This is a genomic window from Pseudomonas sp. Marseille-Q5299 (assembly GCF_943737035.1).
In the GTDB taxonomy this organism is placed as follows: Bacteria; Pseudomonadota; Gammaproteobacteria; order Pseudomonadales; family Pseudomonadaceae; genus Aquipseudomonas; species Aquipseudomonas putida_E.
The window spans coordinates 510909-533799 of record NZ_CALSFR010000004.1 but is presented as its reverse complement, the minus strand read 5'-3'; the positions used below and the strand labels follow the sequence as shown (position 1 = coordinate 533799).

The 22891-nt window shown below is 61.8% G+C and carries 22 protein-coding genes; 9 read left to right on the top strand and 13 right to left on the bottom strand.

From position 1 onward, the window contains the following. The first annotated feature begins 46 nt into the window (after positions 1–46). On the top strand, positions 47–2113 hold the full coding sequence (gene treS / locus NGJ21_RS15480; protein ID WP_125922868.1) for a maltose alpha-D-glucosyltransferase: 2067 nt from the start codon (positions 47–49) through the stop codon (positions 2111–2113). A gap of 121 nt (positions 2114–2234) precedes the next feature. Next, positions 2235–2852 (top strand): riboflavin synthase subunit alpha, encoded by a 618-nt coding sequence (locus NGJ21_RS15475; RefSeq protein WP_251962345.1) that lies wholly within the window; start codon positions 2235–2237, stop codon positions 2850–2852. Here NGJ21_RS15475 and NGJ21_RS15470 read toward each other — a convergent pair whose 3' ends face one another. The 9 genes from NGJ21_RS15470 to NGJ21_RS15430 form a co-directional block, all read right to left on the bottom strand. Then, a complete protein-coding gene (locus NGJ21_RS15470; protein ID WP_119688756.1) occupies positions 2853–3557 on the bottom strand; it encodes an SDR family oxidoreductase in 705 nt (234 codons plus the stop codon). It abuts the gene before it with no gap. 114 nt (positions 3558–3671) lie between these two features. Continuing rightward, positions 3672–4562 carry a LysR substrate-binding domain-containing protein gene (locus tag NGJ21_RS15465; RefSeq protein WP_119688755.1) on the bottom strand — a complete coding sequence of 297 codons (891 nt, stop codon included), beginning with the start codon at positions 4560–4562 and terminating at the stop codon, positions 3672–3674. A gap of 34 nt (positions 4563–4596) precedes the next feature. Continuing rightward, positions 4597–6099, bottom strand: a complete 1503-nt coding sequence (proP, locus tag NGJ21_RS15460; RefSeq protein ID WP_251962344.1) for a glycine betaine/L-proline transporter ProP — start codon at positions 6097–6099, stop codon at positions 4597–4599. Between the two features lie 91 nt (positions 6100–6190). Further along, positions 6191–7165, bottom strand: coding sequence for a porphobilinogen synthase (gene hemB, locus NGJ21_RS15455; protein ID WP_046785599.1), 975 nt, complete (start codon positions 7163–7165; stop codon positions 6191–6193). A gap of 126 nt (positions 7166–7291) precedes the next feature. Then, positions 7292–7669 (bottom strand): response regulator, encoded by a 378-nt coding sequence (locus tag NGJ21_RS15450; protein ID WP_012313999.1) that lies wholly within the window; start codon positions 7667–7669, stop codon positions 7292–7294. A 47-nt stretch (positions 7670–7716) separates the two neighbouring features. Continuing rightward, complete coding sequence (locus NGJ21_RS15445; RefSeq protein ID WP_251962343.1) at positions 7717–8943, bottom strand: hybrid sensor histidine kinase/response regulator; 1227 nt, start codon at positions 8941–8943, stop codon at positions 7717–7719. Continuing rightward, complete coding sequence (locus NGJ21_RS15440) at positions 8937–9512, bottom strand: chemotaxis protein CheB (protein ID WP_119688753.1); 576 nt, start codon at positions 9510–9512, stop codon at positions 8937–8939. Before NGJ21_RS15440 ends, NGJ21_RS15445 begins: the two co-directional genes overlap by 7 nt. Beyond that, on the bottom strand, positions 9509–10330 hold the full coding sequence (locus NGJ21_RS15435) for a CheR family methyltransferase (protein ID WP_046785602.1): 822 nt from the start codon (positions 10328–10330) through the stop codon (positions 9509–9511). The genes NGJ21_RS15440 and NGJ21_RS15435 overlap by 4 nt, the downstream gene beginning before the upstream one ends. Next, positions 10327–13794, bottom strand: a complete 3468-nt coding sequence (locus NGJ21_RS15430; RefSeq protein ID WP_115275171.1) for a response regulator — start codon at positions 13792–13794, stop codon at positions 10327–10329. Before NGJ21_RS15430 ends, NGJ21_RS15435 begins: the two co-directional genes overlap by 4 nt. A 249-nt stretch (positions 13795–14043) precedes the next feature. On the opposite strand from NGJ21_RS15430, the gene NGJ21_RS15425 reads away from it, so the two are divergent. Next, complete coding sequence (locus NGJ21_RS15425) at positions 14044–14394, top strand: response regulator (protein ID WP_251962342.1); 351 nt, start codon at positions 14044–14046, stop codon at positions 14392–14394. 44 nt (positions 14395–14438) lie between these two features. Here NGJ21_RS15425 and cobF read toward each other — a convergent pair whose 3' ends face one another. Both cobF and NGJ21_RS15415 read right to left on the bottom strand, forming a co-directional pair. Then, positions 14439–15194, bottom strand: a complete 756-nt coding sequence (cobF, locus tag NGJ21_RS15420; protein WP_251962341.1) for a precorrin-6A synthase (deacetylating) — start codon at positions 15192–15194, stop codon at positions 14439–14441. 65 nt (positions 15195–15259) lie between these two features. Further along, positions 15260–16549 carry an OprD family porin gene (locus NGJ21_RS15415; protein ID WP_251962340.1) on the bottom strand — a complete coding sequence of 430 codons (1290 nt, stop codon included), beginning with the start codon at positions 16547–16549 and terminating at the stop codon, positions 15260–15262. A 354-nt stretch (positions 16550–16903) separates the two neighbouring features. Here NGJ21_RS15415 and NGJ21_RS15410 point away from each other — a divergent pair, with 354 nt between their 5' ends. The 3 genes from NGJ21_RS15410 (at position 16904) to NGJ21_RS15400 (ending at position 18367) form a co-directional block, all read left to right on the top strand. Continuing rightward, on the top strand, positions 16904–17263 hold the full coding sequence (locus tag NGJ21_RS15410; protein WP_046785606.1) for a histone-like nucleoid-structuring protein, MvaT/MvaU family: 360 nt from the start codon (positions 16904–16906) through the stop codon (positions 17261–17263). A 224-nt stretch (positions 17264–17487) separates the two neighbouring features. Further along, a complete protein-coding gene (gene gloA, locus NGJ21_RS15405; RefSeq protein WP_046785607.1) occupies positions 17488–18015 on the top strand; it encodes a lactoylglutathione lyase in 528 nt (175 codons plus the stop codon). Positions 18016–18124: 109 nt separating this feature from the next. After that, positions 18125–18367 (top strand): hypothetical protein, encoded by a 243-nt coding sequence (locus NGJ21_RS15400; protein ID WP_039601125.1) that lies wholly within the window; start codon positions 18125–18127, stop codon positions 18365–18367. A 58-nt stretch (positions 18368–18425) separates the two neighbouring features. Here the strand turns inward: NGJ21_RS15400 and NGJ21_RS15395 are convergent, their stop codons facing one another. Further along, positions 18426–19247, bottom strand: a complete 822-nt coding sequence (locus NGJ21_RS15395) for a shikimate 5-dehydrogenase (RefSeq protein ID WP_046785608.1) — start codon at positions 19245–19247, stop codon at positions 18426–18428. 220 nt (positions 19248–19467) lie between these two features. On the opposite strand from NGJ21_RS15395, the gene NGJ21_RS15390 reads away from it, so the two are divergent. Both NGJ21_RS15390 and pbpG read left to right on the top strand, forming a co-directional pair. Further along, complete coding sequence (locus NGJ21_RS15390) at positions 19468–19650, top strand: hypothetical protein (protein WP_012313987.1); 183 nt, start codon at positions 19468–19470, stop codon at positions 19648–19650. 242 nt (positions 19651–19892) lie between these two features. Further along, the gene (gene pbpG / locus NGJ21_RS15385) at positions 19893–20819 is read left to right on the top strand and encodes a D-alanyl-D-alanine endopeptidase (protein WP_042111355.1); all 927 of its coding nucleotides are present in this window, start codon (positions 19893–19895) and stop codon (positions 20817–20819) included. A 59-nt stretch (positions 20820–20878) separates the two neighbouring features. On the opposite strand, the gene NGJ21_RS15380 is transcribed toward pbpG, so the two are convergent. Then, a complete protein-coding gene (locus tag NGJ21_RS15380) occupies positions 20879–21310 on the bottom strand; it encodes a kinetochore Spc7 family protein (protein ID WP_046785610.1) in 432 nt (143 codons plus the stop codon). A 200-nt stretch (positions 21311–21510) separates the two neighbouring features. Between NGJ21_RS15380 and NGJ21_RS15375 the strand changes: the two genes are divergently transcribed. Further along, positions 21511–22845, top strand: coding sequence for a lysine N(6)-hydroxylase/L-ornithine N(5)-oxygenase family protein (locus tag NGJ21_RS15375; RefSeq protein ID WP_251962339.1), 1335 nt, complete (start codon positions 21511–21513; stop codon positions 22843–22845). Positions 22846–22891 lie beyond the last annotated feature (46 nt).

Sequence of the window (22891 nt, the reverse complement as noted above, 5' to 3'; positions counted from 1 at the left end):
TCGTCGTCATAACTTGGCCGGTGCCGCCACGCAGAGAGGACGCGAAATGACTCAACCAGACCCGTCATACGTCAAATGGCTCGAAGAGCGCTCCATGCTCAAGGCCTCGCAGGAGCGGGCCCGGCTGTATTCCGGCCAGTCTCGCCTGTGGATGAACCCCTACGCCGAAACGCAGCCACGCCGCGCCACCGACATTGCGTCGGTATGGCTCACCGTCTACCCCGACGCGATCATCGCGCCTGAAGGCTGCTCGGTGCTCGGCGCGCTGGGCCACGAAGCCTTGTGGAAGCGCCTGTCGGAAATTGGCGTGCAGGGCATTCATACCGGCCCCATCAAACAGTCCGGCGGTGTCAGCGGGCGCGATTTCACCCCCAGCGTGGACGGCAACTTCGACCGCATCAGCTTCGACATCGACCCGCTCTACGGCAGTGAACAGGAGCTGGTACAGATGAGCCGCATGGCGGCGGCGCACAATGCCGTGACCATCGACGACCTGATCCCCTCGCACACCGGCAAGGGCGCCGATTTCCGCCTGGCCGAGCTGGCCCACGGCGCCTATCCAGGGCTGTACCACATGGTCGAGATCCGCGAGGAAGACTGGCCGCTGCTGCCAGACGTGCCCCCTGGCCGCGACTCGGTCAACCTGCTGCCCGCACAGTGCGACGAACTCAAGGCACACCACTACATCGTCGGCCAGCTGCAACGGGTGATCTTCTTCGAGCCTGGCGTGAAGGAGACCGACTGGAGCGCAACGCCACCGATCACCGGTGTCGATGGCAAGACCCGGCGCTGGGTCTACCTGCACTACTTCAAGGATGGCCAGCCGTCGCTGAACTGGCTGGACCCAAGCTTTGCCGCCCAGCAAATGATCATCGGCGACGCCCTGCACGCGCTGGATTGCCTGGGCGCGCGCGGCCTGCGCCTGGATGCCAACGGTTTTCTCGGGGTCGAGACCTGCGCCAGTGGCACCGCCTGGTCGGAAAGCCACCCGCTGTCGATCGTCGGTAACCAACTGATCGGCGGCATGATCCGCAAGGCCGGCGGGTTCAGCTTCCAGGAACTGAACCTGACCCTGGACGACATCGCACAGATGTCCAAAGGCGGCGCCGACCTGTCCTATGACTTCATCACCCGCCCGGCGTACCAGCATGCACTGTTGACCGGCGATACCGAGTTCCTGCGCCTGATGCTCAAGGAAATGCACAGCTTTGGCATCGACCCGGCGTCGTTGATCCACGCCCTGCAGAACCACGACGAGCTCACCGTCGAACTGGTGCACTTCTGGACCCTGCACGCCCATGACATGTACCTGTACCGGGGCCAGACCCTGCCCGGCAACATCCTGCGCGAACATATCCGCGAGGAAATCTACGAACGCCTCTCGGGCGAACACGCCCCTTACAACTTGCGCTTTGTCACCAACGGCATCTCCTGCACCACCGCCAGCCTGATCACGGCGGCGCTGGGCATCCGTGACCTGGACCAGATTGGCCCGGCGGATGTCGAGCTGATCCAGAAGGTGCACCTGTTGCTGGTGATGTACAACGCCATGCAGCCCGGTGTGGTCGCACTGTCCGGTTGGGACCTGGTCGGCGCCCTGCCGCTGCCGGCCGAGGCGGTGGCGCAAAAGATGGCCGATGGCGATACCCGCTGGATACACCGTGGCGGCTACGACCTGGCCGGGCTCGATGCGCAGGCCGAGGCATCGGTGCGTGGCATGCCGCGCGCACGCGCACTGTACGGCAGCCTCGACCAACAGCTGGAAAGCAGCGATTCGTTCGCCAGCAAAGTTAAAAAACTGCTCGCCGTGCGCCAGGCCTACGGTATTGCCAGCAGCCGCCAGGTACTGGTGCCCGAGGTCAGCAGCCCGGGGTTGCTGGTGATGGTGCACGAGCTGCCGGCCGGGCGTGGCATCCAGATCAGTGCGCTGAACTTCGGGCAGGAGGTGATCGCTGAAGAGCTGCTGCTGACCGGCTTCACGCCCGGGACGGTGGTGGACATGATCAACGAGACGGTAGAAGGCGACCTGACCGAGGATGGGCGGCTGATGATCAACCTAGACCCGTATGAAGCCTTGTGCTTGAGAATCGTCAACAGCAGTGGGCACGTCTGAGGCTGTATCAGCTACACCTGTGGGCGCCGGGTTGCCGGCGCTCACGGTCCGCCCGGCTTGCTTTTAAAGCTCCAGGGGCATAGTTTCCGGGCATCATTTACCGCGCCCAGGAGCAAATTCCATGTACACCGGCATCGTCCAGGCCGTCCGCCCCCTGCTTGCTGTGACCACCTACCCGGGCCACAACGAGTTCACCATCGACCTTACCCCAGAACTGCTCGACGACCTGAAGATCGGCGCCAGCGTGAGTGTCGAGGGCACCTGCTTGTCGGTCACCGAAATTGACGGCACCCAAGTGAAGTTCGACGCCATGACAGCCACCCTGGAGCGCACCAACCTGCGCTGCTTCAAGGCAGGCCAAGGCGTGAACATCGAGCGCTCGGCGAAAATGAACGCCGAAGTCGGCGGCCACCTGATGGCCGGCCACGTCGCCACCACCGCCGAGATCGTCGAGCTGTCGATCAAGGAAACCGGCGCCTTCATCACCTTCCGCATGCCGCCGCAGTGGGCCAGATACGTGTTCCCACGCGGGTTTCTCGGGGTCAACGGCTGCAGCCTGACCGTCGCCGACGTGGACGACACCTTGGTCACCATCAACCTGATCCCGGAAACCCTGCGCCAGACCACTTTCGCCAACTACCAGGCCGGTGAACTGATCAACATCGAAGTGGACCACCAGACCATGGTCCTGGTCGATGTGGTGGAGCGCACACTCAAAGCCACGCTGGCCCGTGCCTGATCAGATGCTGCGGGTAATACCGCCATCGACCCTGATGTTCTGCCCGGTGATGTATGCCGCGCCATCGCTGGCCAGGAAGGCCACGGTGGCGGCGATTTCCTCGCTGCTGCCATAGCGCTTGAGCGGCACGCTGCCACGACGCTGGTCTGTGGCCGGCAGGCTGTCGATCCAGCCCGGCAGTACGTTGTTGATGCGGATGTTGTCCGCAGCATAGGTGTCGGCGAAGATCTTGCTGAACGCCGCCAGGCCCGCGCGGAATACGGCCGAGGTGGGGAACATTTCACTCGGCTCGAAGGCCCAGGCGGTGGAAATGTTGATCACTACCCCACCCTGCTGGCGCTGCATGATTGGCGTGACCAGCCGCGTCGGGCGGATGACATTGAGCAGGTAGGTCTCCATGCCCTGGTGCCAGTCTGCATCGCTGATTTCAAGGATCGGCGCGCGCGGGCCGTGGCCTGCACTGTTGACCAGCACATCGATACGGCCCCATTTGGCGACTACGGCATCGACCAGGCGCTTGATGTCGTCGTTGCACTGGTTGCTGCCGGTCACGCCAATCCCGCCCAGCGTCTCGGCCAACGCCTCGCCTTTGCCAGACGACGACAGGATACCGATCTTGAAGCCGTCGGCAGCCAGGCGCCTGGCTGCCGCGGCGCCCATACCGCTGCCGCCGGCGATCACGATTGCTACTTTTTCGTTGGACATGAAGCCTCCGGGTCAACCCTGCGGTGTGCATGGGTAATGGGCCCAGACTAGCACCAGGCCTGCGTTGCCAGAGAGCCAGAAAAGCTTCGACTAAACGATAGATTTTCTACTGTATTAAAGCATCGCCTGCGCCAGCAGCCATGCCCGCACCGTTGCCAGTGCCGGCGGTTGGTGGGCATTACGCGGCCACACCAGGTAAAACGCCCGTTGCAAGTCCAACACTTGGTCAAAGGCAAGGGCCAGGCGCCCGGCGCGCAGGTCGCTGTGGACGAAAAACTCGCTGGCCAGGGCAAGGCCCTGCCCGGCAATCGCTGCATCGATGGCCAGTGACGTCTGGTTGAACCGCACATTCTTCGCACCCGGCGGCAAATGCCGGTGGAATACCTCGGCGATGAAGTCCGGCCAGAAGTTGTGGGCATCATGCAGCAACGGGTAACGCTGTAACTGCTCCAGATCCTCGGGCTTGCCCAGTTGCTCGAGCAGCGCCGGGCTGGCGACAGCTACCACGCGCTGGGCCAGAAAAAGCTCGGTATGCAGTGCCGGCCCGAACGGTGGCACGCCGTAACGTACGGCAATATCCACGCCCTCTGGACGGAACTGGCAAAGCCGGTCGGTGGCCAGCACCTGCAGATCGATGTCCGGGTGCTGCTGCGCAAAAGACGACAACCTGGGGATCAGCCACTTTGCCGCGAAGGTCGGTGTGACACTCACCGTCAGGTGCGACGCATCCGGGCGCAACGCCTGGGTGGCGCTGCCGATCAAGGCAAAGGCGCTGCGGATATCGACACTGTAACGCTGGCCGGCGCCTGTCAGGCTCAGGCCCCTGGGCAAGCGCTCGAACAGCTTGATCCCCAGGTTCGCTTCAAGCCCGCGGATCTGCTGCGCCACGGCGGCCTGAGTTACACCAAGTTCGTCGGCTGCCAGGCGGAAATTGAGGTGGCGCGCCACCACCTCGAAAACACGTAGCCCATTGAGCGGCGGCAGCGCGGAAAACCCTTCGGCCATACAGTTTATCTACTGGGAGAACTGGCCTTGTACCTTACTCGATGCGCGGGTGTTGCTGCACCAGCGACTTGCGCTTGGCCTCAAGCTCGGCAATCTGTTCGTCGATGTCTTCGATCTTCTGCTCGATGTTGTCGTGGTGCTCCTGCAGCAGCTCACGCGCTTCATCGATATCCGATGCCGCCGGGGCGGCGCCACGCAGTGGCTTGTTGGCGGTTTCTTTCATGGTCAGGCCGGTAACCAGGCCGATGGCGGCAACCACCATCAGGTAGTAGGCCGGCATGTACAGGTCGCCGGTGCTCTCTACCAGCCAGGCAGCCAGGGTTGGGGTCAGGCCGGCGATCAGCACCGAAATGTTGAAGGCGCTGGCCAGGGCGCTGTAACGAATGTGGGTGGGGAACATCGCTGGAAGGGTCGAAGCCATCACGCCGATGAAGAAGTTGAGCAACACGGCGATGATCAGCAAGCCGGCGAAGATCACCCCGAGCACACCGCTGTTGATCAGCATGAAGGCCGGGATGGCCAGGGCGAACAGGCCGACACTGCCGACGATGATGAACGGGCGGCGGCCCCACTTGTCGCTGAGCAGGCCGATGATCGGCTGCACGAACAGCATGCCGACCATGATCGCGATGATGATCAGCACACCGTGGTCTTCGCTGTAGTGCAGGTTGTGCGACAGGTAGCTGGGCATGTAGGTAAGCAGCATGTAGTACGTGACGTTGGTGGCGATCACCACGCCAATGCACGTCACCAGGCTGCGCCAATGTTTAGTGGCGACTTCCTTGAACGACACCTTGGGCCCCGAGGCCAGGCCTTCGCGGTCGCCCTGTTCAAGTTTTTCGACATGCTGCTGGAACGCCGGGGTCTCTTCCAGCGCATGGCGCAGGTAGAGGCCGATGATGCCCAGCGGCAAGGCCAGGAAGAACGGCAGGCGCCAGCCCCATTCAAGGAATTTTTCCTCGCCCAGGAAGGTGGAAATCAGCACTACCACGCCCGCGCCAAGGACGAAGCCGGCGATCGAGCCAAAGTCCAGCCAGCTGCCGAGGAAGCCGCGCTTGCGGTCGGGTGCGTATTCGGCGACGAAGATCGAGGCGCCGGTGTATTCACCACCCACCGAGAAGCCCTGGGCCATTTTCGCCAGCAGCAGCAGGATCGGCGCCCAGATGCCGATAGAGGCGTAGGACGGTATCAAGCCGATGGCGAAGGTACTGAGCGACATGATCACAATGGTCGCGGCGAGGATTTTCTGTCGGCCGAACTTGTCGCCCAGGGCACCGAAGAAAAGCCCGCCCAGCGGGCGAATCAGGAACGGAACCGAAAAGGTGGCCAAGGCCGCGATCATCTGTACGCTGGGGTCGGCGTTGGGGAAGAACACCTTGCCCAAGGCATAGGCGACGAAGCCGTATACCCCGAAGTCGAACCACTCCATGGCATTGCCCAGCGCGGCGGCAGTGATCGCCTTGCGCATCTTGGCGTCGTCGACGATGGTGATGTCTTTCAAGCCGATCGGCTTGACGGTTTTCTTGCGTGATTTCATCCCTGTGTCCCTGTTAATGAGGCTCTTTGGCATCAGATACACAGGGACACAAAATAATTCCACGCTCAGCGATTTCTCGCGTGTTCCGGCCTCAGATGCCTTCGCGGGCCAGGTCCATGGCGAAGTAGGTCAGGATCAGGTCGGCACCGGCACGCTTGATCGCGCCGATGCTCTCGCGCACCACTCGCCCTTCGTCGATGGCGCCGGCCAGGCCGCCGAACTTGATCATCGCGTACTCACCACTGACCTGGTAAGCCGCCAGCGGCAAACGCGACGCAGCGCGAATGTCGGCGATCACGTCCAGGTAGGCACCCGCCGGTTTGACCATCAGCACATCGGCGCCTTCCTGCTCATCGAGCAGCGACTCGCGCACCGCTTCGCGGCGGTTCATCGGGTTCATCTGGTAGCTCTTGCGGTCGCCCTTGAGCGTGGTGCCACCGGCTTCACGGAACGGGCCATAGAGCGACGAGGCGAACTTGGTGGAGTAGGCCATGATCGCGGTGTCGTGAAAGCCCGCGGCATCCAGTGCACCACGGATGGCCTGAACCTGACCGTCCATCGCCGCCGACGGTGCGATGAAATCGGCACCGGCCGCGGCAGCGACCACCGCCTGCCTGCCCAGGTTGGCCAGGGTGGCGTCGTTGTCCACACCATGGTCGTGCAGCACGCCGCAATGGCCGTGGCTGGTGTACTCACAGAAACAGGTGTCGGACATCACCACCATTTCCGGCACGCTGTCCTTGCAGATGCGTGCCATGCGCGCCACCAGGCCGTTCTCGTTCCAGGTATCGCTACCGGTGGCATCGAGGTTGTGCGAAACGCCGAAGGTCATCACCGACTTGATGCCGGCGCGGGCGTAGCGTTCGATTTCCTGGGCCAGCAGTTTCTCGGGGATACGGTTGACCCCCGGCATGCTGCTGATCGGTACGAAGTCGTCGATGCCTTCCTCGACGAAGATCGGCAGGATCAGGTCTTCGAGGCGGAATTCCGTCTCCTGGAAGATCGTGCGCAGCGACTCGTTCTGGCGCAGGCGGCGGGGGCGAACGGAAGGGAAAAGATTGGACATGACAGCTCCAGGGAATATGGACGGCGTACACCATATGCCTGTTGAGCTTCAGTGAAAAGGCTCAATGACGAGATTGTGCCTTGCATCAGGGACAATAGCCGGGGCGGTCAGCCCCGGTACACGGCCTCAGCGCAACAGGTCCTGGATCTGCTTGTGCAAGGTATCCAGGTCAAACGGTTTGGCCAGGATCGGCGCCTTGCGGGCGATGGGGCTGCCCGACTCAAGAATCTCCGCCGGGTAGCCGCTGATGAAGATCACCTTCAGGTCCGGTCGCAGTTTCACCGCAGGCTCGGCGATCTCGACGCCGGAAATGCCGCCGGGCAAGCGGAAGTCGGTGACCATCAGGTCCAGGTGCGGCTTGCTCGCCAGGATGGCGAACGCCTGTTCACCGTCCTCGGCCACCAGTACGTGGTAGCCCTCGCCTGCCAGGTAGTCACGCAGGATCATCCGGATTGCCGGTTCATCCTCGACCACCAAAACCACATCTTGTGCATCTTCACTCATGACAACAACGCCTTGAAATTCATACAGTTGGCCATCGGACCCCAGGCTCAGGCAGAGGTTGCCCGCACCTGGTCGTTTTGTTCGGTCAGCCGCGTCAGCGGCAATTGCAGGCTGAAGGTGGCGCCCTTGCCTTCCTCGCTCTGCACCTGGATCTGCCCGCCATGGGCCTGGACGATCTGCTCCGAGATATATAGCCCCAACCCCAGCCCGGCGCTGGCCTGCTGGGTGGCCACGCGCTCGAACTGCTGGAAGATCCGTTGCTGGTTCACGCCACTGATGCCAATGCCGTGATCCTGCACTTGCACGCAGGCCATGCCCGCCTGCTCGAATACCCGAACCTCGACCGGCTGGCGTTCGCCATAACGCAAGGCATTGGACAACAGGTTGGCCAGTACTTGTTCAATCCGGAATTCGTCCCACTCACCCTGCAGGCCATCGCAGCGCTGCAGATCGATATGCGTGCCCAGCGCGGTGGCCTGGGCGGTGAAGTTTTCCACCAGGCCACGCACCAGCTGGCCGAGGTCGAACAGCTTTGGCCGCAGCGACAGCTTGCCGGTGCGGATGCGCGACACATCGAGCATGTCTTCGATCAGACGGATCAGGCTATTGATCTGCCGTTCGTCGCGCTCGACCATGGCCTGCAGCTTGTCGGCGCTGAACGCCTCCAGGCTGCCGCGGGCCAAGTGCATCTTGCGCAGCTGGGTCTCGAGGATAAGACCATTGAGCGGCGTGCGCACCTCGTGCGCTACGATCGACATGAAGTCGTCGCGCATGCGTACCGCATGCTCCAGCTCACTGCGCGCCACCTGCAACTGCGTCAGCAGCAGCTCCTGCTCCTGGCGGCTGCGCTCAAGGGCCTGCAATTGCCTGTCGAGCACTTTGCGCTGGCGGTAAAGGTCGACAAACACCGTGACCTTGTTTTTCACCGCCAGGGTATCTAGCGGCTTGTACAGGAAGTCCACCGCGCCGCTTTCGTAGCCCTTGAAGGCGTAGTTCATCTCGCGCCCGGCAGCGGTGACGAAGACGATCGGGATATTGCGGGTCTTTTCCGTGCCGCGCATCAGTTCGGCCAGTTCAAAGCCGTTCATGCCCGGCATCTGCACGTCGAGAATGGCCAGGGCGAATTCGTGCTCCAGCAACAACGACAATGCGGCTTCCGCAGACTGGGCCTGGTGCACCTCACGGTCTTGGCCCTGAATCAGGGCGTCCAGGGCCAGGAGGTTTTCCGGCAGATCGTCGACGATCAGCAGTTTGGCGGTGATGTGGCTTAGCATGCGCTGGATTCCAGGTTGGCGAGCAATTGCCCGATGCCGCTCAAAGAAAGAATAAGGTCGGGCTGGTGGAGCGCCAATGCGGCCTCCGGCATCAGCGCCACCTGGGCGTCGCGGGGGTCCTGGACCACGGTCCGGCCGCCGCTGTTCTTGATGTAGGCAAGGCCTTTGGCACCGTCCTCGTTGGCGCCTGTGAGCAATACACCCAGCAGGCCCGCGCCATAGGCATCGGCAGCCGAGATGAACAGGAAGTCAATGGCCGGGCGCGAGAAATGCACCGGCTCCTCCTGGCTCAGCGACAGGCTCAAATCCTGCTCGACCGACAGGTGATAACCAGGCGTCGCCACGTAGATCTGGCCAGGGGCGATGACCTCTTTGTCCCGAGCCTCACGTACCGGCCTGTGCAGGCGCCGCTGCAGCACTTCGGCCAGATGGCTGTGGCGGTCATCGGGCAGGTGCAGCACGCACAGCACAGGCGTCACGAATGCCGGCGGCAGGCCGCCGAGCACCTGAAACAGCGCCTGCACGCCGCCCGCCGAGGCACCGATCACCACCGCGCTCACGCCCTTCATGATTTCCGGAAGATCCGTTCGGGCTTGACCAGCGGCTCGAAGCGGTCGCTGTAAGCGGAGAAATCCACCGATTCCTTGCTGCCCAGCACCAGAAAGCCACGGTGACACAAGGACTCATGGAACAGCCCCAGGGCGCGGTCCTGCAGGTCCTTGTTGAAGTAGATCAGCACATTGCGGCAGGACACCAGCTGGGTTTCGGAAAACACGCTGTCGGTGGCCAGGCTGTGGTCGGCGAAGGTCACGTTGTCGCGCAGGCTGCTGTCCATGATGGCGTTACCGTAGGCGCTGGTGTAGTACTCGGCAAAATCGCGCCGCCCGCCGGCCAGGCGGTAGTTTTCTTCGTACTCGCGCATGCTCTGCATCGAGTAGATGCCCTGCTTGGCCCTGTCCAGGGAACGCGGGTTGATATCGGTGGCATACAGGATGGTGCGCTCGAGCAGCCCCTCCTCGCGCAGCAGGATGGCCATCGAGTACACCTCCTCGCCGGTGCTGCAGCCGGCGATCCAGATCTTGATCGACGGCCAGGTGCGCAACAGCGGCACCACTTCGTTGCGCAGGGCAAGGAAGTGGCTCGGGTCGCGGAACATCTCGCTGACCGGGATCGTCAGGAACTGCAGCAACTGCATGAACATGCCCGGGTCGTGCAGCACCCGCTCCTGCAGGGCCGACACCGTCAGGCAATCGAACTGGCGCAGGGCATGGAGGATCCGGCGCTTGATCGAAGCGCCGGAGTAGTTGCGAAAATCGTAGCTGTACTTGAGGTAGATCGCCTCGATCAGCAGCCTGATCTCGATGTCGGTGTTGCGCTCGCTAATCAAATTCGCTCCAGTTGCGGCAGCCACACACGGATCAACGAGAACAGGCGGTCCAGGTCGATCGGTTTGGCCAGGTAATCATTGGCGCCAGCCTGCAGGCAGCGCTGCTGGTCATCCTTCATCGCCTTGGCGGTTACGGCGATGATCGGCAACTTGCGCCAGCGCGGCTGCTGGCGGATCAGGCGGGTAGCCTCGAAGCCGTCCATTTCCGGCATCATCACATCCATCAGCACCAGGTCGATATCGTCATGCTGCTCCAGGCGTTCGATGGCCTCACGCCCGTTGCGGCCGATCTCGACGATGGCGCCCTTGTGCTCCAGGGCACTGGTGAGGGCGAAGATGTTACGCACATCGTCGTCCACCAGCAGCACCTTGCGGCCTTCGAACACCTTGTCACGGCTGCGCGCGGTCTTGAGCATGCGCTGGCGTTCATGGGACAGCTGCGATTCGACTTTGTGCAGGAACAACGTCACTTCGTCGAGCAAACGCTCTGGCGAGCGGGCCCCCTTGATGATGATCGAGCGTGAATACTTGAGCAGCTCGGCTTCTTCTTCGCGGGTGAGGTTGCGCCCGGTATAGACGATCACCGGTGGGAAGGAGCGGATATCTTCTGCAGTCATGCGCTTGAGCAGCTCATTACCGAGCATGTCGGGCAGCTTGAGGTCGATGATCATACAGTCGTAGATGTTCTCGCGCAGCAACGCCAGGGCGTCCTGGGCCAGGGCCACGGCGGTGATCTCGATATCGTCGTCGCCGATCAGGCGGGCGATGCTCTCACGCTGCAGGTCGTCATCCTCCACCAGCAGGATGTGCTTGAGCTTCTGCGTGAGCTTGGCTTCCAGGCGAGCGAACACTTCCTTGAGCTCTTCGCGGCTGGTCGGTTTGACCGCGTAACCCACCGCCCCCATGTGCATGGCCGCCTCGACGCGGTCTTCCACCGATATGATGTGCACCGGGATATGCCGGGTGGCGGCCAGCTCCTTCAGGCGCTGCAACACGGTGAGGCCGGAGTGGTCGGGCAGGCGCATGTCCAGCAGGATCGCATCGGGAATGTACTGGGCTGCCAGCGCGAAGCCCTCGTCGGCGGCCTGGGCCACCAGGCAGCTGTAGCCCAGTTCGTGAGCCAGGTCGAAGAGGATACGGGCGAAGTTCGGCTCGTCCTCGATCACCAGGATGCAGCGGTTGCCGAACGGGGCGTGCTCGCGGTCATCGGTGAAGGTCGGTGCCGGCAGTTTCGGCGCCACTGCCGTAGCCACCTTGGGCACTGGCGGCAGCGTGTCGACCGCCGGACGCAGGCTGTGCGCCTCGACTTCCTCGGCCTCGGCTTCGTAACGTTCCGGCATGGTCAGGCTGAACACACTGCCCTGGCCTGGGTTGCTGTCGACACTGATCTGCCCACCCAGCAAATGCGCCAGGTCGCGGGAGATCGACAGGCCCAGCCCGGTGCCGCCGTATCGGCGGTTGCTGCTGCCATCGACTTGGTGGAAGGCGCCGAAGATCGCCTGCTGCTGGTCGGCGGCGATACCGATGCCGGAATCGCGCACGGCGAAGACAATGCCGGTGCCTGCCTGGTGGCTGATGGTCAGGCTGACCTGGCCGTGGTCGGTGAACTTGATCGCATTGGACAGCAGGTTCTTGAGTATCTGCTCCAGGCGCTGGCGGTCGGTGAACAGTGTCACCGGTACATGAGGCTCGACGTTGACCTCGAAAGCCAGGCCCTTGTGCTCGGCCAGCGGCAGGAACATGCCGCGCAGGCCCTCGACCAGGCGCTCCAGCTGAGTGGTCTCGGGGCGCACTTCAAGCTTGCCGGCCTCGACTTTGGCGATGTCGAGAATGTCGTTGATCAGGTTGAGCAGGTCATTGCCGGCCGAATAGATGGACTCGGCGAACTTGACCTGTTCGGCGCTGAGGTTGCCCTCGCCGTTCTCCGCCAGCAGCTTGGCCAGGATCAGCGAGCTGTTGAGCGGCGTGCGCAACTCGTGGGACATGTTGGCGAGGAACTCGGACTTGTACTTGCTCGAACGCTGCAGCTCATCGGCGCGGGCCTGCAACTCTTGCTGGGCCTGCATCAGCTCGTCGTTCTTGCGGTCCAGGGCATCGGTACGCTCGGACAGTTGCTCGTTGGTCTGCTCAAGCTCGGCTTGCTGGGTCTCCAGGTGGGCCTGGGACTCCTTGAGCACGCGGGACTGCTCTTCAAGCTCCTCGTTCGCAGTCTTGAGTTCTTCCTGCTGCACCTGCAATTCTTCGTTGAGCTGCTGAGTCTCGGCCAGCACTTCCTGGAGGCGCTGGCGGTAACGGGCGCTTTCGATTGACATGCCGAGGTTGCCACCAACCCGCTCCATCAGCTCATCGTCCCGCTCCTGCAGTGGGCGCAGGAAGCCCAGTTCGATCACGCCGTTGATCTGGCCATCGTCGATGGCCGGCATCAGCAAGGCACTGCGCGGCAAGCCGCTACCCAGGCCGGAGCTGAGGCGGTAGTAGTCTTCGGGCAGGTCATCCAGGCGCAGCAGGCGGCCTTCGCGCACTGCCTGCGACAGCAGGCCATCGTGGGCGGCCAGCACCTGTTCGCGGCCCTGCTCCTCGGCGTCCAGGCCATAGCTGGCGACGCGCACCAGGCGCCCATGGCCGTCGCGCACGTACAGCGCACCCACCACGCTGCCCAGGTAGCTGGCGAAGAAGCGCAGGATGTTTTCGCCGAGCATCGGCAGGGTCAGCTGCCCCAGCACCTGTTCGGCCAGCTGGGTCTGGCCGTTGCGCAGCCAAGCCTGGTGTTCCAGGCGCTCGGCCGAGCGCTGCTGGGCCTTGAGGTTGTCATCGTAGCTGGTAGACAGCGCCATCAGGTCGCGACGGCCCAGGTAAGCCAACAAGGCGCTCAGGCCAACGATCAACAGCACGAACGCTGAAATGGCGGTCACTGTAACGTTGCTGACCTTCTCGTTGCGGGCCATGCGCAGCTGCTGTTCAGTGCCGATCAGGTCGTCGAATTCCTTGCGGATCTCGTCGGTGATGCGTTTGCCGCGACCGTTGATGACCGACTGTCGGTAATCCCCGCCATCGCGGCGCTGGTTGATCATCTCGCCGCCAAACTCATTCCAGGCATGCTGCAGGGCGATCAAGCGGTCGATGCGGTCGACCTGCTGAGGGTTGTCCTCGACCATGCCGCGCAGGCTGTTGAGGCTACCCTGAATCTTCGGTTTGGCGACCTCGTAAGGATCCAGGAAGCGCTCGTCACCGGTGATCAGAAACCCGCGCATGCCGGTTTCCATGTCGATCGACAGCTTGACCGCTTCGTTGGCATTGCCGATCACCCGATCGGTGTGCTCGACCCACTGCATGGCCGACAGCAGGTAGTTGATCACCGCGACGAAAGCCACGGCACCGAGCAGGCCCACCCCCAGGGGCAAGCCAATGTTGCGGCTCAACAGCTTGCGGAAGCTTTGCTGGTCCATCGAGGCTGCTTGAATCATTTGAAAACGCCCGAGCGAAAAAGTCCATTGAACGGTGTGGCGGATAAAGCCTGTTCTTGTATGCCGCCGCGCTCACCGGTTAACAGCGAGTCTAACCAGCTTTGCTGGCCGCGACAGGGCATTTAGCCAGTATTTGAAGGTTACCTTCAGCAATCGTTCCATCCAATCGCAACGATCGGTATCCTCACGGAACTTCTGACGCTGGCCGGCGCACAGAATAAAGACATTCTTCTGGTACAGGATCACAAAATGCACCTCTTGGTAGTCGAAGATGACGACATCGTCCGTATGTTGATGGTCGATGTGCTCGACGAACTGGGCTATGAGACCCTCGAGGCGGACTGCGCCAGTGCCGCGCTAAAGATCCTTCAAGACCCAGACAAGGCGCTGGCCCTGCTGATGACCGATGTAGGCCTGCCGGACATGCGCGGCGAAGAACTGGCGAAACAGGCCCGCGCCATCCGGCCAGCGCTGCCAGTGCTGTTTGCCAGCGGCTACGCCGAAAGCCTCGATGTGCCCGACGGGATGCACATGATTGGCAAGCCGTTCAGCATCGAGCAGTTGCGCGATAAAGTGGTGGGGATTTTGGGTACGCCGTGACATCGGTGGCGCCTCTTCGCGGTTTTACCCGTGAAGAGGCCGGCTCAAGTCCATGACTCGCGCCGCAGCAGGTAGGTATCCATGATCCACCCCTTGCGCCCCCTCGCCTCTTCTCGCACCTGTAGAATCCGCCCCTTCACCGCCTGCAAAGGCCCGGCGATCAGCACTTCGTCCTCCGTTCCCAGGTAAGCCCCCCAATAGATCACCAACCCAGGGTCGTCGACCTGGGCAAATGCGCATTGCCCGTCAAGCATCACCACCACGTTGTCAATCTGCCCCTGTTGCGCGAGGCGCCGCCCCGGTAAAACCACCAATGGCTCGCCTATACGGTTCAGCGGCACCTGATGCCGCGCCGCCAGCGCCTGCACACTGCTGATGCCTGGGATGACCTGCAGGCGCAGTGCCACACCACGCTCGCGAACCAACTGCAGAATGCGCAGGGTGCTGTCATACAAGCCAGGCTCGCCCCAAAGCAAAAAGGCGCCGATATCCTCACTGCACATTTCATCGGTTATCAGCCGGGCATACAGCGCCGCGCGCTGGCGATGCCAGTCCTGGACCGCAGCCACATAGTCGGCCGCGTCAGCATCGCGTTGCGGGTCCGCCACCTGTACCAGGCGGTAGCCGCCCTGCGGCCTGTAGTGTTCAACAATGGCCTTGCGCAGGCTAACCAGCTCGTCTTTGTCCGAACCCTTGTCCAGTACGAAGAAGACGGTGGCGCGACGCAACGCCTCGACAGCCTCGTAGGTCACCTGGCGCGGGTCGCCCGGGCCGATACCAATCAACAACAGGTCTCTCATGGCTTGGCCCTGAACAAAAACCAGCAGCCATTGTCGGCCGACCGCCGGTGTTTGGCAAAGCGCACTCAGAAGATCGAGAAGTTGTAGCTGACGATGACCCGTGTTTCGTCCATGTCACGCGCCCACTTTTCGTAGTTGCTGCGGTAGGTAGAATTGCGCAGGCGCACGCTGACATCTTTGAAGGTACCGCTCTGTACCTGGTACTTGAGCTCGGTGTCGCGCTCCCACTCCTTGCCTTGGGCGTTACTGCCCGGGACCTTGATATGGTCGCCATTGATATAGCGGGTGAAGAACGTCAGGCCCGGCACGCCCAAGGCCTTGAAGTCATAGTCGTAACGCAACTGCCATGAGCGCTCCTGCGCGGCGGCGAAGTCGTTGACCTGCGCATAGTTGACCAGGTACGGGTTGCTGCCATCGAGGTACGGCATGGCGTTTTCGCCATACATGCGCTGCCAGCCTGCACTGACCTTGTGGCCGCCAAGGCTATAGCCGAGCATGCCACTGAAGGCGCGATGGTCGATTTGGCCTGCTCGGGCGTTACCGATGTCATCGCTCTTGATCAGGCGCAGGTCGGCCGACAGGCTGCCGACTGCAAGCGGCTGGCTGGCAACCAGACCGAGAAAGTGCTGACGGTAGATGTTTTCCAGCTTGGCCATTTGGTATTGGGCACTGAACCGATCATTGAACCGGTAATCCAGACCTGCCAGGTCGAAGTGGTCGGCTTGGGTATCGCAGGCATAGCGCTTGTTCTTGCAATGCACGCGAATGTCCTGGCGGTCGGTGGAATCACGGGCGGTGTACTTGTTCAGGCGGGCCAGCGTGAATTTCAGGTTGCGCACTTCTTCTGAAGTGAGCATGGCGCCGTGAAACATCGTCGGCAACAGGCGCCCATCGTTGTATTTCAACAACGGAACATCCGGCATCAACGAGCCGTATTTGAGCACGGTATTGGACACCTTGACCTTGGCGGCCAGGCCCATCTTCGCGTATTGGTCAGCAGCGTGCCTGGGGTCATGGCCAGAAGAAGGCAACAAACCGCTGTTACTGTCCGCCGGGCTGGAGTCCAGCTTGATACCGAACATGCCCAATGCATCCACACCGAGGCCTACGGGGCCTTGGGTATAACCCGACTGCACGTTGAGAATGAAGCCTTGTGCCCACTCTTCCCGCTTGGACGCACCTTGGCTGGAAGTGCTGTTGCCGTCACGAAAATCCCGGTTGAAATAAACGGTGCGTGCTTCGACCTTGGCACGGCTGTCTTCAAGAAAACCGGCGGCCTGGGCGTGCGTGCCGGCACACATCAGCAACAGGCCGGCAACTCGGCGCCCGGGGGCGAGAGGAAAAGAGGCAAACATGCGAGGGAACATCCAGAGAAAGACAGAAACAATGCACGGCGAACGCACGCGGCGCAGACAAGACGCGGCCGAACAATGCTCGGCCATCATCAGAAATGATCGCGAAAAGGCTCTGGCGCGCACCATTGGACCATGGTCTAAATGCGCCGGGCCGACGACCTGCACCCACCGGAATTATGCGCCCGGAAAACTTGTAAAGTTCCCGTCTTATTTGGAAAAGTTTGCGGTTTACCCAATTGTCACAAGTGTCTACACTCGTCATCAGCGAACAGTTTAACCCACCCGCGTGGCCGGCGTTATTTCTCTTCAATGTTCGTCACGCCCCGCCACAGATGACGTACAGGAGTGATTACAGTGTCCAGACTTGCAGAGTTTCGTGCTGCCGAAAAAGCGCTCCAGGAACAGATGGCTCAACTGGAGGCGCTGAAAAAGGATACCGGCCTAAAACGTGAAATCGAATTCGAGCAGAAACTAGTCGGCCTGATGAAAAGCTATGACAAAAGTCTGCGCGATATCATCGCCATCCTCGACCCCAAGGCCGTCACCCGGGGCGCAACCAATGCGCCAAAGCAACAACGCCGCCCACGCGTGGTGAAAGTGTATGAAAACCCGCACACCGGCGAGCTGATCGAGACCAAAGGTGGTAACCATCGCGGGCTGAAGGCGTGGAAAGAACAGTACGGGGCCGGCACGGTGGAAAGTTGGCTGCGCTGATGAAACGTCAACGCTTGCTTCACACTTTTTTCACAAGGGCTGGCTCAATATCGAGACAGCTAAAGGACTAGCGACCCCATCACGCGCCCGCACACGCGGGCCTCTAATTCCAGCGCCCTGCACTCGTGCAGGGCGCTTTCATTTGCGCAATCGGTTCACTGCCGTATCATGGCCCTCCTGTCTGTTCCGCTGGCCCCGGTGCCAGCCTCGTCTCTGGAGTACCCATGAGCCTGCACGATCTGCAAAACCTGCCTGGCGTCACCGCGCAGCCCGACGCCGCCACTGCCCAATTCGTCTTCAACCACACCATGCTGCGGGTCAAGGACATCGAGAAGTCGCTGGACTTCTACACCCGTGTGCTGGGCTTTCGCCTGGTCGACAAGCGCGACTTCCCGGAAGCGGAATTCAGCCTGTACTTCCTGGCCCTGGTAGACCCGGCGCAGATTCCAGCCGACGACGCCGAGCGCCATCAGTGGATGAAATCGATCCCCGGCGTGCTTGAGCTGACCCACAACCACGGTACAGAGAACGACCCCGCGTTCGCCTATCACAACGGCAACACCGACCCACGTGGTTTCGGCCACATCTGCATTTCGGTGCCGGACGTGCGTGTTGCCTGCGCCCGCTTCGAAGAGCTGAACGTGCCGTTCCAGAAACGCCTGGCAGACGGCCGCATGAACCATCTGGCCTTCGTCAAAGACCCGGACGGTTACTGGGTCGAAGTGATTCAGCCCTCTGAGCTCAAGGGCTGATCCGAAAGTGTGAGCTTCGTCGGCTCGCGCTCGTCAGGCCGGGAACTCCCGGCCCCTCGCTGTGGTATATGGAAGTAACAGCTTCACTAGCCACAGCGAGGTAAGGACGATGCAATCTCTTCACTGTGAATACCGCGACCACACCATCACCGCCAGCGTGATGCCTCACCCCGACTCCCCTCTGCCCTATTCTGCGGGCTGCCTGATCACCGATCCGCAAGGCCATACCAGCAAGCGTTTATCCATGCCGATGAAGTTCTTCTCTGACCTTGAGAACGCTCAGCATGTGTCGCTGGCCCATGGCCGGGCCCTGGTGGACGAGCAGCTGGACAAGGGGCACAAGGCGTTCTGATTTTGCGCACAGACGGCCTTCTCGCCGGGTTGCCCGCGAGGAGGCCGCAGAAGAAGAGCTAGACGTCCCGGGCGTACGCCACTGCAGCCTCGACCTGCTCTCGGGCAGGTCGCACGCCGGTATACAGCACGAACTGCTCCAGTGCCTGCAACGCGATCACCTCCAGGCCGGTAATCACCGGCTTGCCCAGCGCCTGCGCCCGCTGGATCAAGGGCGTCTGCGCCGGCATCGCCACCACATCGAAGACCCGCTGCGCCGCAGCAATGGCGTTCTCGCTGAACGCCAGCTCATGGGCCTCCTGCCCGCCCGCCATGCCGATCGGCGTCACGTTCACCAGCATCGGCGGGCACCGGTCACCCAGCTCAGCGACCCAGCGATAGCCACAAACGTCGGCCAACTGGCGCCCCGCCTGCTCGTTGCGGGCGACGATGATGCCCTCCTTGAACCCGGCATCGCGCAGCGCACTGGCCACCGCCTTGGCCATGCCACCACTACCGCGCAGGGCAAAGGCTGTAGACGGGTCGACACGATGCTGTTCGAGCAACTGCCGCACTGCCAGATAGTCGGTGTTATAGGCTTTCAGATGACCTGCCGTGTTGACCACCGTGTTGACCGACTCGATGGCTGCCGCTGACGGGTCAACCTCATCGACCAAGGCCATGCAGGCCTCCTTGTACGGCATGGAAACACCACAGCCGCGGATGCCCAGCGCGCGGATACCCGCCACAGCGGCCGGCAAGTCATCGGTGCTCATCGCCTTGTAGTAGTAATCCAGGCCCAACTGCCGGTAAAGGTGGTTATGAAAGCGAACGCCAAAGTGACCTGGCCGGCCGGCCAGGGAAATGCACAGCACGGTGTCCCTGCTGGGAGTTGCCGTCATGACCTGCTCCTTGTTCGTAACTGAAACGTTTGTTCAGCGTAACAGACCCGCCCGTTCATCGTCCCTTACACAACCTTTACCGTTTCCCTGCGCTCAGCTGACAGAGGCAAGAGCCATAGTAGTGAACAGTTGATAAAGCTGATGAGCACTATTGAGCGAGTCGATTTCAAACCGAGCCGGCCACTGCGTAAGGTAGCGGCATGTTTTACAGGAGGTCCACATGGCCACTATCCAGATCATGTCCGTCGTCGGTAGCGCCGTCCCCTCTACTCTGCGTGAGCAGGGCCTGCTGGCATGCTGGTACCTGGTGCGCAACGGTGAAGCGGTGAGCGGACCGTTGGCCACCCGTGCATCAGCCCAGGCCCTTGCCGATCGACTGAAGGACGATTGCCTGCTCGCTTGAAACGAATGTGTTGTGCGTTGCTCTTTGCCCTGTTCTGGCCCGCCTTTTGGCGGGTCTTTTTTTGCCGGCGCGAAACCGACGAACGGAGGCAGAATAACCGTTACAGCATGAAGGTTTTTTCATTTCGACCGGGTGGCTCCACGAGCATTCGACAGCCGCTGAGCCATACTCCAGAATGCGAGCGGTTTTTGGGGGAAACCCTTGCACAGCCAACGACATACCAACTTTTAGTGAGCCTGAACGTGAAAACATCCCTGTCCATCCTCAGCCTGCTGCTGTTGCTCACAGGTACCGCGACCCTACCGTCGACCGCTGCTGCACAACCCCCAGCCCAGATTCAACGCGACCCTTCAAAGCTGCATCTGGCTTCCGGCAGCGCCCTGCTGATCGACCTCAATACCAACAAGGAATTGTATTCGAGCCACGCCGACCGCGTGGTGCCGATTGCCTCGGTGACCAAACTGATGACCGCGATGGTGGTGCTGGACGCCAAGCTGCCCATGGATGAGATGCTCACCATGACCATCGCCAACAACCCGGACATGAAAGGGGTGTACTCGCGCGTGCGCCTGGGCAGCCAACTCAACCGCCGCGAAACCCTGCTCATTACCCTGATGTCGTCGGAAAACCGCGCCGCCACCTCCCTGGCCAACCACTATCCAGGGGGCTATCCGGCTTTCATCAAGGCAATGAACGCCAAAGCTCGCAGCCTGGGCATGGCGCACACCCGCTATGTCGAGCCGACCGGCCTGTCGACGCAGAACGTCTCCAGCGCCCGCGACCTGGCCAAGCTGCTGATGGCATCGCGCAAGTACCCGATGCTCAGCGAGCTGTCGACCACCCGCGAAAAAACCGTGGCCTTCCGCAAACCCAACTACACACTGGGTTTTCGCAATACCGACCACCTGGTCAACAAGAGCAACTGGGACATCAAGCTGACCAAGACCGGCTTCACCAATGAGGCCGGCCATTGCCTGGTGCTGCTGACGCGCATGGACAACCGCCCGGTGGCCATGGTGATCCTCGATGCGTTCGGCAAGTACACCCACTTTGCCGATGCAAGCCGCATGCGCCAGTGGCTGGAGACGGGCACAGCCAAGCCGGCACCGGCAGTGGCAATGCAGTACAAGTCGGACCGGCAGAACAAGAGCCGCCTGGCCGCAGAGTAACGCCTCAAGGGGCTGGCCCGTTTGCGGCGTTATCCGCAGGCGGGCCGGTTCACACAGGCTCAGGCCTGAGTGCTGACGACCGTACCCGCAGTGCTGCCACCCGTCTCCTGCAACGCTTCGAGCAGTTGCGACGTGGCGGTCATGATCTGGCCATTGAGCGTGGTAATGCTCGCCTGCCTGGCACTCACGGCAGCGGTCTTGGCTGTCTCTTCCATTTTCTGCGCCATCAGGTTGGCCAACTGCTTCTGCTCTTCGGCCAACTGCTTTTGCAACTGCTTGATCATCTCGCGCAATTGCTTGATGTGCGCAGGCTCCGAACTCTCATCGCTTTGCTGCGCACCTTGCGCACCGCCGCCACCCTGAGCCTTGGGCGTTTCTGCCGACGCGGCCGACGCTCCACTTTTCTGTGCGTCTTCGCTTTTTACCGTTTCAGCACTGCCGGCGGCCTGCGCCGAAACGTTGTTGATGGTGATTGCCGCGATACCTGCCATGTTCCGGTCCCTGCCTTGAAATAGGTCCTTGCGTTGACCTGCCTATCGGCCACGCGGCGCACTTCTTTAGCCCGGCTGCACAAGCTGTGCGCAATGCCCCCAGTAAATTCCCCGGTACATGGCTCGTTCCAACCAATGTACTCACGCAGGCGCCGGAGCCCCGGCGGGCGCACACATTCGACCATTATGGGATCGCAGCCATGAGCCAGTCTTCAAACCCGGAAACCATCAAGGATCTGATCGGCGTGGGCTTTGGCCCTTCCAACCTGGCCTTGGCCATCGCCCTGGAGGAACTCGCCCACACCCAAGCCCGCGCCCTCGACGCGCTGTTCATCGACAAGCAGAAGCAATACCGCTGGCATGGTGAAACGCTGGCGACCCAGAGCGAGCTGCAGATATCCTTCCTCAAGGATCTGGTCTCGCTGCGCAACCCCACCAGCCCCTACAGTTTCGTCAACTACTTGCACCAGAAGCAGCGCCTGGCCGATTTCATCAACCTGGGCACCTTCTACCCCTGCCGCCTGGAGTACAACGATTACCTGCGCTGGGCCGCCGAGCATTTCGCCACTCAAGCCGTCTATGGCGAGCAAGTGCTGCGCATCGAGCCGGAAGTTAAGGCTGGCCGTGTCGAGCATTTGCGCCTGGTCTCTCAAGATGCGCAGGGCCGTGAATACACCCGGCGTACCCGTTCGGTCGTGGTCGGCACGGGCGGTACGCCGAAAATCCCGGAAAAATTCGGCGCCTTCAAGGACGACCCGCGCGTCTTCCACCACTCCCAGTACCTGAGCAGCCTGAGCAGGTTGCCATGCGCCGAGGGCAAACCGATGCGCATCGCGGTAATCGGCTCTGGCCAGAGCGCCGCAGAAGCATTCATCGACCTCAATGACAGCTACCCGTCGGTCAAGGTCGACATGATACTGCGCGGTTCAGCGCTCAAGCCTGCGGACGACAGCCCGTTCGTCAACGAAATCTTCTCGCCGGACTACACCGACCTGGTCTACAACGAGCCGGCCGAGCAGCGCGCCAAGCTGCTGGGTGAATACCACAACACCAACTACTCAGTGGTCGACCTGGACCTGATCGAGCGCATCTACGGCATCCTCTACCGCCAGAAGGTTTCGCATCAGGTACGCCACAACGTGCTGTGCCGTCGCCAGGTGGAAGCGGTTGTCGCCACCCGCGACGGCATCGAACTCACCCTGCGCGACCTGGCCACCGACCAGCATCAGACCCACCGTTACGATGCTGTCATTCTGGCCACCGGCTACGAGCGCCGCTCGCATCGCGACCTGCTGGCACCGCTGGCCGGTTACCTCGAGGATTTCAACGTCGACCGCAACTACCGGGTACTGTCCAGCCCGGACCTTGAAGCGTCGGTTTACCTGCAAGGCTTCTGTGAGGGCAGCCATGGCCTGAGCGACACCCTGCTGTCGGTACTGCCGTCCCGTGCCGCCGAAATCGGCCAGGCGCTGTACCAGGACCTCGCCCGCCGACACGGCAAAGCGCAACCGCCGGTCGCCCTCACCAGCGCCTGACCCTCTGCGGCCTTCAAGCCGACACGGCGCCCCGCGCCCTGTCGGC

Bases quoted from the DNA above. Each gene is read 5' to 3' on its own strand.
- NGJ21_RS15475 (WP_251962345.1), top strand. From the start codon at position 2,235: ATGTACACCGGCATCGTCCAGGCCGTCCGCCCCCTGCTTGCTGTGACC.
- NGJ21_RS15425 (WP_251962342.1), top strand. From the start codon at position 14,044: ATGCACCTCTTGGTAGTCGAAGATGACGACATCGTCCGTATGTTGATG.
- NGJ21_RS15415 (WP_251962340.1), bottom strand. From the start codon at position 16,549: ATGTTTGCCTCTTTTCCTCTCGCCCCCGGGCGCCGAGTTGCCGGCCTG.
- treS (WP_125922868.1), top strand. From the start codon at position 47: ATGACTCAACCAGACCCGTCATACGTCAAATGGCTCGAAGAGCGCTCC.
- NGJ21_RS15440 (WP_119688753.1), bottom strand. From the start codon at position 9,512: ATGAAGGGCGTGAGCGCGGTGGTGATCGGTGCCTCGGCGGGCGGCGTG.
- NGJ21_RS15445 (WP_251962343.1), bottom strand. From the start codon at position 8,943: ATGCTAAGCCACATCACCGCCAAACTGCTGATCGTCGACGATCTGCCG.
- NGJ21_RS15375 (WP_251962339.1), top strand. From the start codon at position 21,511: ATGAGCCAGTCTTCAAACCCGGAAACCATCAAGGATCTGATCGGCGTG.
- NGJ21_RS15400 (WP_039601125.1), top strand. From the start codon at position 18,125: ATGCAATCTCTTCACTGTGAATACCGCGACCACACCATCACCGCCAGC.
- NGJ21_RS15395 (WP_046785608.1), bottom strand. From the start codon at position 19,247: ATGACGGCAACTCCCAGCAGGGACACCGTGCTGTGCATTTCCCTGGCC.
- NGJ21_RS15450 (WP_012313999.1), bottom strand. From the start codon at position 7,669: ATGAGTGAAGATGCACAAGATGTGGTTTTGGTGGTCGAGGATGAACCG.
- cobF (WP_251962341.1), bottom strand. From the start codon at position 15,194: ATGAGAGACCTGTTGTTGATTGGTATCGGCCCGGGCGACCCGCGCCAG.
- NGJ21_RS15470 (WP_119688756.1), bottom strand. From the start codon at position 3,557: ATGTCCAACGAAAAAGTAGCAATCGTGATCGCCGGCGGCAGCGGTATG.
- gloA (WP_046785607.1), top strand. From the start codon at position 17,488: ATGAGCCTGCACGATCTGCAAAACCTGCCTGGCGTCACCGCGCAGCCC.
- NGJ21_RS15380 (WP_046785610.1), bottom strand. From the start codon at position 21,310: ATGGCAGGTATCGCGGCAATCACCATCAACAACGTTTCGGCGCAGGCC.
- hemB (WP_046785599.1), bottom strand. From the start codon at position 7,165: ATGTCCAATCTTTTCCCTTCCGTTCGCCCCCGCCGCCTGCGCCAGAAC.
- NGJ21_RS15465 (WP_119688755.1), bottom strand. From the start codon at position 4,562: ATGGCCGAAGGGTTTTCCGCGCTGCCGCCGCTCAATGGGCTACGTGTT.
- NGJ21_RS15430 (WP_115275171.1), bottom strand. From the start codon at position 13,794: ATGATTCAAGCAGCCTCGATGGACCAGCAAAGCTTCCGCAAGCTGTTG.
- proP (WP_251962344.1), bottom strand. From the start codon at position 6,099: ATGAAATCACGCAAGAAAACCGTCAAGCCGATCGGCTTGAAAGACATC.
- NGJ21_RS15390 (WP_012313987.1), top strand. From the start codon at position 19,468: ATGGCCACTATCCAGATCATGTCCGTCGTCGGTAGCGCCGTCCCCTCT.